The sequence below is a fragment of the Mesorhizobium sp. GW821-FHT04C10 genome (assembly GCF_059420305.1).
In genome coordinates, this window is record NZ_JBWKTL010000001.1 from 1,457,199 (window position 1) to 1,471,411 (window position 14,213).

The 14,213-nt window shown below is 64.4% G+C and carries 14 protein-coding genes; 11 read left to right on the forward strand and 3 right to left on the reverse strand.

Features of this window, described 5'->3' with window-relative positions; genetic code table 11:
• Positions 1-19: 19 nt before the first annotated feature.
• On the reverse strand, positions 20-871 hold the full coding sequence (locus AC07UC_RS07025) for a mechanosensitive ion channel family protein (protein ID WP_494904824.1): 852 nt from the start codon (positions 869-871) through the stop codon (positions 20-22).
• 243 nt (positions 872-1,114) lie between these two features.
• On the opposite strand from AC07UC_RS07025, the gene rsfS reads away from it, so the two are divergent.
• The 10 genes from rsfS to AC07UC_RS07075 all read left to right on the forward strand — a co-directional run bounded on the left by rsfS (position 1,115) and on the right by AC07UC_RS07075 (position 10,713).
• Entirely contained in the window at positions 1,115-1,492 is a 378-nt protein-coding gene (rsfS, locus tag AC07UC_RS07030; protein ID WP_023766075.1) for a ribosome silencing factor, read from the forward strand.
• 73 nt (positions 1,493-1,565) lie between these two features.
• Positions 1,566-2,048, forward strand: coding sequence for a 23S rRNA (pseudouridine(1915)-N(3))-methyltransferase RlmH (gene rlmH, locus AC07UC_RS07035; protein WP_494904827.1), 483 nt, complete (start codon positions 1,566-1,568; stop codon positions 2,046-2,048).
• Between the two features lie 168 nt (positions 2,049-2,216).
• Entirely contained in the window at positions 2,217-3,587 is a 1,371-nt protein-coding gene (locus AC07UC_RS07040) for a murein hydrolase activator EnvC family protein (protein ID WP_140776592.1), read from the forward strand.
• A 1-nt stretch (position 3,588) separates the two neighbouring features.
• The gene (locus AC07UC_RS07045; protein WP_181180143.1) at positions 3,589-4,920 is read left to right on the forward strand and encodes a S41 family peptidase; all 1,332 of its coding nucleotides are present in this window, start codon (positions 3,589-3,591) and stop codon (positions 4,918-4,920) included.
• A gap of 194 nt (positions 4,921-5,114) precedes the next feature.
• Positions 5,115-6,293 (forward strand): divergent polysaccharide deacetylase family protein, encoded by a 1,179-nt coding sequence (locus tag AC07UC_RS07050; protein WP_494904829.1) that lies wholly within the window; start codon positions 5,115-5,117, stop codon positions 6,291-6,293.
• A 35-nt stretch (positions 6,294-6,328) separates the two neighbouring features.
• Positions 6,329-6,850, forward strand: a complete 522-nt coding sequence (locus AC07UC_RS07055) for an RNA pyrophosphohydrolase (protein WP_202325516.1) — start codon at positions 6,329-6,331, stop codon at positions 6,848-6,850.
• A gap of 92 nt (positions 6,851-6,942) precedes the next feature.
• The gene (alr, locus tag AC07UC_RS07060; protein ID WP_494904831.1) at positions 6,943-8,082 is read left to right on the forward strand and encodes an alanine racemase; all 1,140 of its coding nucleotides are present in this window, start codon (positions 6,943-6,945) and stop codon (positions 8,080-8,082) included.
• Positions 8,083-8,354: 272 nt separating this feature from the next.
• Positions 8,355-8,777 carry a nucleoside diphosphate kinase regulator gene (rnk, locus tag AC07UC_RS07065; protein ID WP_494904833.1) on the forward strand — a complete coding sequence of 141 codons (423 nt, stop codon included), beginning with the start codon at positions 8,355-8,357 and terminating at the stop codon, positions 8,775-8,777.
• A 14-nt stretch (positions 8,778-8,791) separates the two neighbouring features.
• The gene (locus AC07UC_RS07070; protein WP_494904835.1) at positions 8,792-9,334 is read left to right on the forward strand and encodes a GreA/GreB family elongation factor; all 543 of its coding nucleotides are present in this window, start codon (positions 8,792-8,794) and stop codon (positions 9,332-9,334) included.
• A 122-nt stretch (positions 9,335-9,456) separates the two neighbouring features.
• Positions 9,457-10,713 (forward strand): D-amino acid dehydrogenase, encoded by a 1,257-nt coding sequence (locus AC07UC_RS07075; protein WP_494904837.1) that lies wholly within the window; start codon positions 9,457-9,459, stop codon positions 10,711-10,713.
• A gap of 109 nt (positions 10,714-10,822) precedes the next feature.
• Here the strand turns inward: AC07UC_RS07075 and AC07UC_RS07080 are convergent, their stop codons facing one another.
• Both AC07UC_RS07080 and AC07UC_RS07085 read right to left on the reverse strand, forming a co-directional pair.
• Entirely contained in the window at positions 10,823-12,982 is a 2,160-nt protein-coding gene (locus AC07UC_RS07080) for a phospholipase D-like domain-containing protein (RefSeq protein ID WP_494904839.1), read from the reverse strand.
• Positions 12,979-13,422 carry a phospholipase A2 family protein gene (locus AC07UC_RS07085; protein WP_140776576.1) on the reverse strand — a complete coding sequence of 148 codons (444 nt, stop codon included), beginning with the start codon at positions 13,420-13,422 and terminating at the stop codon, positions 12,979-12,981. The genes AC07UC_RS07080 and AC07UC_RS07085 overlap by 4 nt, the downstream gene beginning before the upstream one ends.
• A 203-nt stretch (positions 13,423-13,625) precedes the next feature.
• Between AC07UC_RS07085 and AC07UC_RS07090 the strand changes: the two genes are divergently transcribed.
• The gene (locus tag AC07UC_RS07090) at positions 13,626-14,201 is read left to right on the forward strand and encodes a hypothetical protein (RefSeq protein WP_494904841.1); all 576 of its coding nucleotides are present in this window, start codon (positions 13,626-13,628) and stop codon (positions 14,199-14,201) included.
• The last annotated feature ends 12 nt before the right edge of the window (positions 14,202-14,213 follow it).

Here is a 14,213-nt window from a genome sequence, read left to right on the forward strand (position 1 = left end):
CGGTCCGGGCTGAATTGCCCTATTGCTTGCGAGCTTCGGGCGCCGGCGCTTCCGGTGGCGGCAGCGGAATGGAGATGCCCTCGCTGTCGAAAGCCTGCTTGGCGCGTTTCGTCATGTCGATGTTCGTGGAGAAATAGTCGGCCGCCGAGGTCCAGTAGCGCAAGGTGAGCGAAACGGTCGTGTCGCCGAGGCTGGCCACGAAGGCGATCGGCGCCGGTTCGCGACGGATGCGTTTCTCGGCGCCGGCAATGGCGAGCAATGTCTTCTGGGCGCCGTCGATATCGTTCCACGAGCCGATGCTCAGGCTGATGTCGGCGCGGCGCACGCCATTGCGCGAGAAATTGCGCACCGGCTGGTTCCACAGCGTCGAATTGGGCGCCAGGATGTAGAGGCCGTCGGCGGTCCTGAGCCTGGTGGCGAACAGGCCGATTTCCTCGACCGAACCGGCAATAGAACCGACCTCGACGGATTCGCCGATGCGGAACGGCCGCAGCGCCAGGAGCATGATGCCGGCGGCGATGTTCTGCAGCGTACCTTGCAGCGCCAGCCCGATGGCGAGGCCGATGGCGCCGATGGCGGCGATGATCGAGGCGGTCTGCACGCCGAACTGGCCGAGCACCATGATGACGACGAGGATCAGGATGGCGTAGCGGACGATCTTGGAAAAGAAATGCCGCAACGTCGCATCGAAACCGTGGATATGACCCAGGCCTGCAAAGATCGAACGCTCGGCGAGGCCGGCGACGATGTAGCCGACCACCAGCAGAATGACGGCTCCGATGGCGGAGAAGGAATAGGAGACGATCAGCGTGCTGAGCTGCGCGAGGCCAGCCTGGACGGTGAGAAGGGTGTCTTGCGGGTCGATCGGCATGGCGGGATTCCGGTTGGTCGGTCAGCCGATAACCGCTGCGGGACGCCTGGGTTCCGATCTTTTTTGCGTGCCGCATGGAACAAGCGGGCAATCGGTGAGTTCGCGTGAGTCGGGGCTGCGTCTTGAAACTGTCAGGGAACTCTGCCTATCTAAGTGGTGTCACCTGCTTTTGGGGGTGATTTGGTTGTTCTTGCTGCGAAAGGAAATACACTGAGAACAGCACTGCGGAAGAAGGCCGATATCATGCCTTCGCCGGCCGGGATAAGCGTAGACGACGCCGTGTCCCGCGCCATCAAGACAGTCCTTGCCAGTCTGGAAGACTCCAAGGCCGAAAATATTGTCTCAATCGACATTCAGGGGAAATCGAGCCTCGGCGACTATATGGTTGTCGCGTCGGGCCGATCGCACCGTCATGTCTCGGCTGTCGCCGACCATCTCCTCAAGGCGCTCAAGGATGCCGGCCTCGGCACGGCGCGCGTCGAGGGGCTCTCCGGCGCCGACTGGGTCCTGATCGATTCGGGCGATATCATCGTCCACGTCTTCCGCCCCGAAGTCCGCGAATTCTACAATCTCGAAAAGATGTGGCAGGCGCCGGATCTCGAGGAAGAGACCCTTCACTAAGCTGCTTTGTGTCGTTGCCCGGACGTCGGATTTCGCCTTTGGGTGACATGCATTAACGGCTTATAGAGGCGGGATGAAGATTTCAGTTCATGCCGTGGGCCGAATGAAAGCCGGCCCCGAGAGGGAATTGGCCGACCGCTATTTCGAGCGCTTCGCCAAGAGCGGGCCCGCGGTCGGGCTCGAATTCTCCGGGGTCACCGAGATTGCCGAGGGCCGCGCGCAAAGCGCCAGCGAACGCCAGCGCGACGAGAACTCCAGGCTGCAGGCGCAATTGCAGCCGGGCACGGCCCTTGTCCTGCTCGATGAACGCGGCAAGAGCCTTTCCTCGCAGGATTTCGCCGATCGCATCGGACAGTTACGCGATGGCGGGCGCAAGGCGGTGGTGCTCGCCATAGGCGGCGCCGATGGTCACGACCCGTCGCTGCGCGGCCAAGCCGATCTGGTGCTGTCGTTCGGTGCGCTGACCTGGCCGCATCAGCTGGTGCGCGTGATGGTGGGGGAGCAGCTCTACAGGGTGGCGACGATCCTGTCCGGCCACCCCTATCACCGATCCTGAAAGCTCCCGGATCGCACCGAATTCCGCCCCAATCCCGCGCGAGATCGGGCTGGGAGACTATTTTTCCATGTGCATGCCGCTATCCCGGGACAACCGAGCGGTTTTGGGCGACAGGCGTTAACATGGTTGATGGTTCGTTAACGAAGCCGCGGATAGAATCGACCGGGAATGTCTGAAGGCTGGAAATCGACACCGGGCTTAACAAGGGGCTCATCAACCGGGCGCTTCGGGCGCGCGCGTTGCGGCGTCGCGGCGATGGCTATCCTTTTGTCGTTCCACGCGGCGCGGGCCGAAAACACGCTCGACATGGCGCCCGATCCGGACCAGAGCCGCGCCGAGTACGAGCAGGTTTCCAAGGAAATAACGCTGTCGTCGGAACGGCTGGCCAAGCTCGCCGCCGATATCGCCGCGGTCAAGAAGGACCATGCCTCCATCACCGCCGCGCTGATCCAGTCGGCGATGACCGAGCAGAAGCTTGGCCAGGATATCGAGGATATCGGCGCCAAGCTGGAGGGGCTGAAGGGCCAGCAACAGAAGATCCGCGCCTCGCTTGTGGCGCGGCGCGACGTGCTGGCCGAAGTGCTGGGCGCGTTGCAGCGCATGGGACTCAACCCGCCGCCGGCGATCCTGGTCAAGCCGGAGGACGCGCTGTCGTCGGTGCGCAGCGCCATCCTGCTCGGCGCCGTGGTGCCGGAATTGCGCCAGCAGACTGACAGCCTGCTGGCCGACCTCAAGGAACAGACCCGGGTGACGGCCTCGATCGAGGCCGAACGGGCGCGGCTGACGGAAGCGGTCGGCGAGCAGGCGGCGGAAAAGAAGCGGCTCGGCATGCTGCTCGAAGCCAAGCAGAAGCTCGAGGCCGATACGCAGGCGCAAATGGCGGCCGAACAGCAGCGTTCAGAGCAACTGGCGGCCAAGGCCTCCAGCCTGAAGGACCTGATCGCCTCGCTCGAAGCGCAGGCCGACAAGACCCGCAAGGCCGCTGATGCCGCCAAGGCGGCCGCCGCGGGCCAGGCGGGTGACGATAAGACGGGCGGCGACACAACGGCATCGCTGGCGGCAATCCCTGTCCCCGAAGGCAACCGGCTCACCGCGACGGCCCCGTTCTCGGCGCTGCAGGGGCAGATCGCGCTGCCGGTCACCGGCCGCATCAAGCGCCGTTTCGGCGCCGATGACGGTAACGGCGCAGTGATGCTTGGCGACATGCTTGCGACACAATCGGGAGCCATCGTTACCGCGCCGGCGGATGGGAATGTGCTTTATGCGGGGCCGTTTCGCTCCTATGGTCAACTCTTGATCCTCAATGCCGGCGACGGTTATCATGTCGTTCTGGCGGGGATGAGCAGAATCAGCGTCGTGACTGGCCAGTCGGTGCTCGCAGGAGAGCCGGTCGGCGCGATGGGAGAGGCCCGGGTGGCAAGCACCTCGGTTTCGAAGAATGTAAATGCCACGCCGGAACTCTATGTCGAGTTCCGCAAGGATGGAAAACCCGTCGATCCGGCCCCATGGTGGGCGGACCGTTTTTCTGGAAGGACGTGAAATGATGCGGAAACTGTCGCTTCTGTTTGCCGGTGCGCTGATGGGCGCGTCCGCCATGAGCCTTGTCTATGGTGCTCCTGGCTCGTCGGCGAACGCTGCGGGATCGGAGACCTACAAGCAGCTGGCGATCTTCGGCGACATCTTCGAGCGGGTGCGGGCGCAATATGTCACGCCGCCCGACGACAAGTCGCTGGTCGAGAACGCCATCAACGGCATGCTTTCCTCGCTCGATCCGCACTCTTCCTACATGAACGCCGAACAGGCGCAGGATATGCGTGTGCAAACCAAGGGCGAGTTCGGCGGCCTCGGCATCGAGGTCACCATGGAGAACGACCTGGTCAAGGTGATCACGCCGATCGACGACACGCCTGCCGCCAAGGCCGGCGTGCTGGCCGGTGACTACATCGCCAAGATCGACGGCGAAGAAGTCCGCGGCCTGACGCTCAACGACGCGGTCGAGAAGATGCGCGGCCTGGTCAACACGCCGATCAAGCTCACCATCCTGCGCCAGGGCGCCGACAAGCCGATCGAGCTGACGGTGGTGCGCGACATCATCAAGGTCAAGGCGGTCAAGTTCCGGGTCGAGAACGACATCGGCTACATGAAGATCACCTCCTTCACCGAAAAGACCTATGACGACCTCGAGAACGCCATCGACACGATCAAGAAGCAGGTGCCGGACGACAAGCTGAAGGGCTATGTGCTCGACCTGCGCCTCAATCCGGGTGGTCTGCTCGACCAGGCGGTGAGCGTGTCCGACGCCTTCCTGAAGCGCGGCGAGATCGTCTCGACGCGGGGTCGCGATCCCAAGGACGTCACCCGCTTCGACGCCAAGCCGAAGCAGACCGACGACATCAACGGCAAGCCGATGATCGTGCTCGTCAATGGCGGCTCGGCCAGCGCTTCCGAAATCGTTGCCGGCGCGCTGCAGGATCTGCGCCGCGTCACCGTGGTCGGCACGCAGTCCTTCGGCAAGGGTTCGGTGCAGACCATCATTCCGCTCGGCGAGAATGGCGCGCTCCGGCTGACGACGGCGCTCTATTACACGCCATCGGGCAAGTCGATCCAGGGCAAGGGCATCACGCCCGACATCAAGGTCGACCAGCCTCTACCGCCGGAACTGCAGGGCAGGGACCTGACGCGCGGCGAGTCCGACCTCAAGGGCCATATCAAGGGTGCCGACGAGAGCTCGACCGGCTCGGGCTCGGCGGCCTATGTGCCGCCGGATCCGAAGGACGATCTGCAGCTGATCTTCGCCGAGCAGCTGCTGCGCGGCGAGAAGACCGATCCGGCCTTCCCGCCCAATCCGGAAAAGGCCGTGCTCAACCAGTAAAATTCACGGCCAGCAACGGTCTGGCCGCCTGAACCAAGCAATGCGATGCTGCCGGGGCCGAAAGGTTCCGGCAGTTTGATTCGGGGCAAGGCGAGGCCTCCAGATATGGCGCCAGGGGTGCGCCGGGGTTGATGAATTTGCGCATGTCCTGCCGAAGGGGTCGCCTTCGGCACCGTGCGCTCCGGGGATAGGGCTTGGCTGATATCGGCAAGGACATCGAACGCCCGCTTGGACAGACCGTCCGGGCGCCGCGCGCCGCCGGCAAGGTCAACGCGGGCATTGTCGCGGCGAGCCTTGTCGTGCTGGCGGTGGTCGGCGTTTCGGCCGCGATCGCGCTGCGGGAAAAGCCGTTTCGCAAGCCGCAAGAGGTCGCCGTTTCGACACCGAAAGTGACGGCGGCCGAGCCCGCCGCCGCGCCATCCGCCTTGGCCCCGGTCGCGGCGCCAAAGGTTGAAACGCCAGCCAAGACCGGTGGGCCGCAGATCATCCATGTGCAGAAGGAGGAGGGCGATGGTCCTCCGCAGGCAGCCATCGTCATTCGCGACCCTTCGAGCATCGGGCAGAACCTGAAGATCGCGCATCTTCCCGACAAGGCGCTGATCGAAGCCAGCGATAGCGGACCCTTGCCGATACGCTCCACCGATGGAAGGCGGCCGTTCGATGTCTATGCGCGGCCATGGTCCGGGGCGCGCGGGGCGCGGGTGGCGATCGTCATCGGCGGGCTTGCCGTGTCGCAGACCGGCACCCAGGCGGCGATCGCCAAGCTGCCGCCGGAAGTGACTCTGGCCTTCGCGCCGCAGGGCAACAGCATCGGCCGCTGGATGCAGGCCGCCCGACAGAGCGGCCACGAGATCGTCATGCAGGTGCCGCTCGAACCGTTCGACTATCCCAACGTCAATCCCGGGCGCAACACGCTGACGGTGGCGGCGAGCGCCGAGGAGAACCTGAAGAACCTGCACTGGGCGCTGTCGCGGACGACGAACTATACCGGTGTCATGAACTATATGGGCGCCCGCTTTTCCGCTGACTCGACGGCAATGGAGCCGTTCATGGCCGAACTCGGCAAAAGGGGGCTTGCCTATGTCGACGATGGCTCGTCGGCGCGCAGCCTGGCTCCCGACCTCGCGCTGAAGGACGGCGTGCCCTTCGTCGCCGGCGACACCGCGATCGACGCGGTGCAGGATCGCGGCGCCATCCTGAAGAAGCTGGACAGTCTCGAAGCCACCGCGCGGGCCAAGGGCACCGCCGTCGGCATCGGCTCGGCCTTCGACCTGACCGTCGACACCGTTTCGTCCTGGATTGCCGAGGCCAAGAAGCGCGGCATCGAGATCGTGCCGATTTCAGCGGTGGCGATAGACCCGCAAAAAGGCTAGCCACGCTTGGCCGCGAACCCCTCGGAGCACAGATAATGGCGAAGACGAAAAAGGTCGACCGCGAAACGCTACCCTATCGTCCCTGTGTCGGGCTGATGATCCTCAATGGCGAGGGCCTGGTCTGGGTCGGGCATCGCATCGCTGAGCCCGACAGCGAGTTTGCCGGCACGACGCAGCTCTGGCAGATGCCTCAAGGCGGCATCGACAAGGGCGAGGAGCCGCTGCAGGCAGCGGAGCGGGAGCTCTATGAGGAAACCGGCATGCGCGGCGTCTCGCTGCTCGCCGAGGCCCCGGGATGGATCAATTATGATCTGCCGGACCACCTGGTCGGCATCGCCTTCAAAGGGCGCTATCGCGGCCAGACGCAGAAATGGTTCGCCTTCCGCTTCCATGGCGATGTCAGCGAGATCCAGATCAATCCGCCGCCGGGCGGCCACACCGCCGAATTCGACAAATGGTCGTGGCGGCCGATGCGGGACCTGCCCGACCTGATCGTGCCGTTCAAGCGCAAGGTCTATGAAGACGTGGTGGCGGCGTTCCGGCACCTCGTGCCATAGCTGGACGGGTGGCGGCCGTGGTTCGAAGGGCCGCAGTTGCCGCGCCGGCCCAGCGGTCCTATTGATGCTTATGCGCCACAAGGAGGGTCGCCATGAACGACGCCCCCATAAAATTGCTGCCCGAGGACGTTGTTGCCATAAGTGAAGCGGCGGCCGGAGCAATCCTGACCATTGATCTCGATGCGATCCGCGAAAACTACCGGCGACTGAAGACAAGGCTGGGCGGCGTGCGCTGCGCCGGCGTGGCCAAGGCCGACGCCTATGGTCTCGGCGCCGCGCGGGTGGCATCGGCCTTGATGAAGGAAGGCTGCGACATCTTCTTCGTCGCGCTGCTGGCCGAAGGCATCGCGCTGCGCGAGGTGGTTGGGAGCGAACCGGAAATCTACGTGCTGAATGGACTGCCGCCGGGTTCCGAGCCGGAAGCGGTGGCGGCCGGACTGTGCGCGGTGATCAACAGCGGTGCGCAGCTGAAAGCCTGGAGCGTGGCTGCGCGTGATGCCAGGCGCCGGCTCCCGGCCGCCATCCAGGTCGACAGCGGCATGTCACGGCTTGGCATGGCGCCAGCCGAGGTCGAGGCGCTCGCAAAGGATACCAGCGCGCTCGATGGAATCGACGTCAGATATGTGATGAGCCATCTGGCTTGCGCCGACGAACCGCGCCATCCGGCCAACGAAGAGCAGCGGCTGGCTTTCGAGCGGCTGCGGGCCATGCTGCCCGAGGTGCCTGCTTCGCTTGCCAACTCCTCCGGCATCTTTCTTGGTCAGCGCTATCACTATGGTCTCGCCCGGCCGGGGGCGGCGCTCTACGGCATCAACCCGACGCCAGGCGCGCCCAATCCAATGCTGCCCGTGGTGCGGCTGCGGGCCAAGGTGGCGCAGACGCGCCGGGTCGAAAAAGGCACCGGTATCGGCTATGGTCACACCTACTACGCGGACGGTCCGTTGAGCCTGGCGACGATTTCGTTCGGCTATGCGGATGGCTGGCTGCGACGTTCCGCTTCGGCAGCCTGGTTCGAAGGCATACGCCTGCCTTTCCTTGGGCGCGTGTCGATGGATTCGATCATTCTCGACATTTCCGCCCTGCCGCCCGGCAGACTGCGCGAGGGTGATCTCGTCGAGCTGCTGGGTCCTTCGCAGAGCGTCGACGATGCCGCCGGCCATGCCGGCACCATCGGCTATGAAATCCTTGCCAGTCTTGGTCCCCGCTTTCATCGGCACTATGTCGGCGGTTGAGCGGTTTGGCCACGCTTGACAAGCGGGCGCCTGTCGGCAAGGTTCGGGGCATGAGCAACCTCGCTTACATCAGAACCTTGTTCAGGGTCTGCCCGATCGCGGGATCGTAGCCCCGGCGCGGCCGCCTTTTGGCGTCCGTCCGTACCGGGGCATCCATACATCCAAAATCACCATCAAGCCGTCCAGCCTTTTGCCGCTGGCGGCTTTTCGTAGCGCCGCCAGTGCGGCGGCAAGCGCGCATTCGTTCGACGCGCCGATCCATGAGGTTTGCCATGCAACATGCAACAAGACTGCGCCCAAGCAGCCAGATACTGATCAGCGACACCGACCATGACAGGTTGACCGGCCTGGCGAGAGCCTCGCTCGACCGTGCCCCCGAGACGGCCGAGGAACTGCTTTCGGAAATGGACCGGGCCGTCATCACGGACGCGGCGGCGATGCCGCCCGGCGTGGTGCGCATGGGTTCGATCGTGACGGTCCGCGCCGAGGGAGGCGATACCCAGCGCATCATGCTGGTCTATCCCGGCGAAGCCGACATTGCCGAAAACAGGATTTCGGTGCTGACGCCGATGGGAACGGCGCTCATCGGAGCGGCGATCGGGCAGGCGGTATGCTGGAGCAGTCGTGGCGGCCGGGAACTGTCGGTGACCATCGAAGCCGTCGACTTGCCGGCCTCCGGCCAGCAGCGGCGCTGATCGTGGAGGCGGTGATGACGAGCACGAATTGCTGCCTGACGACGAAGGACTTCGCCGTCCTCGAAGTCATGCTGGAACGCCGGCGGGCATTCGCGGATCCGATCGTGCACATGCTCGAACACAAGCTTTCAAGCGCCGATGTCGTCCCGATCGATTCGGTCGGCCCCGATATCGTTACGCTGAACAGCAGGGTGGTGTTCAGCATCGATGCCGGTCACGCCGAGACGCGCACCCTGGTGCAGAACGAGGTGCGCGGGCCGGTCGGCTCGAGCCTGTCGGTGGCAACCAGGCGCGGTCTCTGCATGCTTGGCATGACGCAGGGCCAAACGGCTTCGATCGAACACGCCGATGGCCGGCGGGAGTCGGTCCTGATCAAGGCCGTGCTTTACCAGCCGGAGGCTGCCCGACGCGCGGTCAGGCAGAAAGACCGGGCCGAAGGACGGCGACCGCACGGGCTCACTCTCGTCTATAGCGCCGAAGCCGACTGGCGGCCTCTTGGCGAGACGGCCCGAATGCGGCAGACAGAAGACGACGACCCCGGTCCCTCGGCGGCGTGAATGGGCCACAGCGCATGGTTCTGGAAAATCGGCATCGATTTTCACCTGGGATCATGCGCAAATCGAGAAATGCGGTCGCGACCACGGCGTCCTGGGGACGTGCGGCGCGCAAGGAGTGAACGATGAAGATCATGGTGTTGGGCAGTGGCGTCATCGGGGTGACCACGGCCTACTATCTCGCCGAGGCCGGCCATGAGGTGACGGTGATCGATCGCCAGAAAGGCTCGGCACTGGAAACCAGCTTTGCCAATGCCGGCGAGATTTCGCCCGGCTATGCCTCACCCTGGGCTGGGCCCGGCATTCCGCTCAAGGCAATCAAATGGCTGTTGATGAAGCATGGTCCGCTGGTAGTCCGGCCGGCTTTCGATCCGCATATGTGGACATGGCTGGTCAAGATGCTGCGCAACTGCACGGCGGAGCGCTATGCGGTCAACAAGTCGCGCATGGTGCCGCTGGCCGAATACAGCCGCGACACGCTGAAGGCGCTGCGCGAGGCGACCGGCATCACTTACGACGAGCGGACCCAGGGCACGCTGCAACTGTTCCGCACGCAAAAGCAGCTTGATGGCACCGCTGGCGATGTCGATGTGCTGAAGAAATATGGCGTGCCCTACGAGATCCTCGACCCGGCCGGCTGCATCGCGGCGGAACCGGCGCTGGCCGGCGTGCGCGAGAAATTCGTCGGAGGGCTGCGGCTGCCGCACGACGAGACCGGCGACTGCAAGATGTTCACCGACAAATTGACGGAACTCTGCGTGGCGCGGGGCGTGAAGTTCGAGTACGACACGACGATATACCGCGTCATCCGCAGCCGTAACCGCATCGCCAACCTCAGCACGAGCAAGGGTTTCAAGGCCTCCGACGCCTATGTGATGGCGCTGGGCAGCTACTCGGCGGGCTTCATGCGCCGCATGAAGCGGTCGATCCCGGTCTATCCGGTCAAGGGCTATTCGATCACCGTGCCGATCAAGGATGCGGCCCTCGCACCGGTGTCGACGGTGATGGACGAAACCTACAAGGTGGCGATCACCCGGCTGGGCGACCGCATCCGCGTCGGCGGCACGGCCGAGATCTCCGGCTTCGACCTCAGGCTGCATGAATCGCGGCGCCGCACCCTCGAACATTCGGTCGGCGATCTCTTTCCAGGCGCCGGCGCCATGCGCGAGGCGACCTTCTGGTGCGGCCTGCGACCGATGACGCCGGATGGGCCACCGCTGATCGGCCGCACCGAGCTTTCCAATCTCTTTCTCAACACCGGCCATGGCACGCTCGGCTGGACCATGGCCTGCGGCTCGGCCAAGGTGCTTGCCGACATCATGTCGAACCGGGTGCCCGACATCGACGCCCGTGCCCTGGCGCAGGAACGCTACCTGAAATAGGGGCGGGCTTCCTTCGGCATGTCGTTGTCCCAAGCCACTTTTGGGCGACATCTCTTGGGTGGATGCAATTCCGGACGGAAAACCGCTTCACACTTTTTCTGGAATTGCATCAGAACGCCTGCCTGACCCAGGTCTCATCGAACAGCAACCGGTAGGCCCAGGGGATCGTCACCTCGGTGGAAACCGGGTTCGAGTGGGCGAGATAGTCGTCATATATGGGCTTCATCCTGACATAGAAGGCGGGATCCAGCACCATCATGCCGTTCTCTGAATCGTGGAAGAAACTGCGGTTGTTGAGGTTGACCGAGGAGATGGCGACCAGCCTTTCGTCGATCATCATGATCTTGGAATGCAGCACCACGTCCGGCGCCTTGAACTCGCGGATGTCGATGCGGTCGCCATATTTCTCGACGAACAGCTTGTTGAGCGCGGTGAGGAACTTGCCGCCGATATCGCCCTTGAGATCGATGCGGCCGACAATGTCGATCTTGACGCCGCGGGCGAGCGCCCGGTCAAAGGCCTGGGCGAGGCTCGGCGTCAGATTGAGATAGGGATTGACGATCTGGATATGGTGCTGGGCGGCGTCGACCAGCTCGACGAAATAGCCTTCCAGCGCATGGTCGTCCTCGTAGGGCACGGAAATGAAGTGCCGGGCGTTTCCCAAGGGGCGGCCATCGGCGCGAACCGGGATGGAGAAGGGGCGCGCCAGGTTGGTGTCGGCGTCGCGCAGCCATATCGTCGACAGATGCGCGGCGAGCGTCTCGACCGTCGGCCTGTCGGCGAACTCGATGTCGAAGTCGCTCCAGTTCGAATAGTAGTTCAGCGAAAAGCCGTCGGTCTTGCCGTATTGCTGCAGGTCCGGATAGCGCGACAGATCGATCGGCTGGTGGAACAGGAAGCCGTCATGGATGTTGCGGCCGCCGATGATGACGCGCGAGCGCGCGGGGTCCTGCGCCAGCGTCGCCAGCATCTTGATATGATGGGTCTTGTGCAGTTGCGATATCTGCTCGTCGATCGGCGCGCCACGATCGGCGCGCCAGCGGTATTCCTGTAGCTGGACATTGGGGAACTCGGCCGCCAGCCGGTGCAGCATGGCGTCGTCCTTGTCGCGTTCCAGCACATCGGTGACCATGATGCGCACCTTGGTGCCAAGGGCCGCATGATGGCGGATCAGCCGTTCGATGATGCGGCCGGAAAAGTCCGCCTTGAATTCCAGCGAGGACAGATAGATCAGCTTCAGCCTTGGCGCCCTGGAGAAATCGAGCGGCAGTTCCGGGTCACCCTTGTCTATTGCCGAATCGGACAGCGGCGCGCCCATCAGCGCCTCGACCTTGGCGTTGAAGCCCTCGCGCGACTTGCGCAGCAGCCTGGGCGCGCCGATCGGCATGGCGCAGGTCTGCGACAGCCAGCGGCTGGCATAGAAGGCGCGCTCAAGCGCATCGAGGCCGGCGCCGTCGGGAACCGGGCAACGCTGGTAGCGGCTGTCGAAGCTGGCGAGTGCCGGATCGGCGGTCTCTTCGCGCCGGATGGCGAGCGGAGCGCCTGCCGGGTCAAGGCTGGAACGGATCCTCGCCGTGCAGCGGCTCAGGCTGTCGCCGGGAAACAGGCTGACCGCATCGTCCTCGCCCGACAGGCGAAAGCGGAATGTCGTGCCGGCGGCGATGGTACGGGACGCTCCGGCGGCCCGGATCGCCAATGCGCCGTCGCAGGTGCCCTCGATGTCGGCAGGCTGCCTGCCGGCCTGGCGCACGACGATCTCGGTGCTGCGTGCCTGCAGGCCGGAGAAATCGAAAGTCTTGGGTGCCGAGGCGCGCGCGGCCGCATCGATGTAGAGCGTCTGCCGCGAGACCCGCCAGCGTCCGGCGAATTGGCCTTCGCCGCTGCCGCCACCGGCTGGGGGCAGATGCGCCTTGGCGACCGGTCCGGCCAGTTGCTGCAGCGTCGAATAGGTCGCCTGGAAGTCGCGATTTTGGACATCGCGGCGGTCGCGCCCGAAAGGGCCGGTGCCGTTGGCCCGATCCATGGCGCCAAGCTGGTTGTGGGCGAGCAGTGCCAGGAACCGTCTTTCATAGTCGTTGGTGCCGGCATCGCCGAAATACTGCGACGCTGCCACCTGCGGCCCGGGCGTGCTGGCCGACAGCGAGGGCCGTGTGCAGGCCTGCTGGCCAGGCAGGAGGTCGCAGGCATCGCGGCTTGCGCCGGCGCAGCCGGCAAGGGCGATGAGCACCAGTCCGAACACGGCAGGGATGGCGGATGCGCGGCGGTTCACCCGGTGGCTCCGGCCTTCATGGCGCTCAACTGCGCCGGGTCGCGCGGCGGCATGAAGCCTTGCGGAAAAACCTTGCAGACCGGGATGGCGAAAGTGGCGATCAGCAGTTCCGCCTCGCCTCGCATTTTTCGCGGCGCCGTCTTGTCATCGCGGATTGCCCTGGCCGAGGCGACAAGCGCGCCGTCGCAGTCACAATGATTGTGGCGGGCGATGTAGCAGGCGTCATGGGTCTGGCACACCGCATCGAGGCGGTCGACCGGCCGGGCCGACAGATCGCCGGTGCGGGTGCCGGGGCCGCAGTAATTGCCGATGACGAAAGGCGAGGGGCGGGCCATGGCGTAGCGGATCGGTTTGGGCAATTCGGCTTCCGGCACCTTCGCCCACGGATTGGCGCATGCGGAAACCAAAAGCAGCGGCAGGATGGCAAGAACGGCTCGCATTTTTATCCGCGCCAGCTTTCTGAACGATTTTCCCCACCCGGTGGCCCTGCCTCGTGGCCGACGACCGCATGCCTGATGCCACACTGGTCGGTTTTATGGCAAGGAAAAGGCGGCGTGTTTCACCTTGCCGTGTTATCGTCGCGGCGGCATAGCTGCCTTTGTCAGGGCACAAATCTCGTCATGGTATCCAGCGAGCACCAGTGATGCGTATCGGCTTTCCGGCCATGGCTGTCGCGTTGCTGTTCTGCGCCTCGGCGGCCAATGCCGCCGACAAGACCGTCCATGACCACGACAACGGGTTCTCGCTGACCTTTCCGGAGGAATGGACCAACGAGCCGCCTTCCGGCGAGACGATGCGGCTGAAGGTAAAGTCCGGCGACCAGGGCCTTACCTGCCGGGTATCGGTCGGCCGCTACGACCCGCAGGCGTCCGGTTCGCCGGCCGATCCCAAGGCATTCATGGAAACGGACTGGTCAGTGGAAGCCTGGCAGGAGATGGTCGGAGCCGCCTTCGCCTCTGCCGTTTTCAGCAGCGACAAGTTGATACGGTTCCCGGATGGCTATCCGGCACGCATGGCCGACATGGATTTCCGGATCGACGACGGCAACGCCGGTTTCCCTGGCTATGCCAAGGTCGTGCTTTCGATCCGCGGTATGCGCTTCGGCCTCGTGACGTGTGGGCTCACAGGCGACACGGTCGAGCAAACCAAGCAGAAATGGGCACCGCTGGCTGATGAGGCCGAACGGGTGGCGGGCTCATTCATTCTCGATGGCCCCTGACGGCGCTTCCAC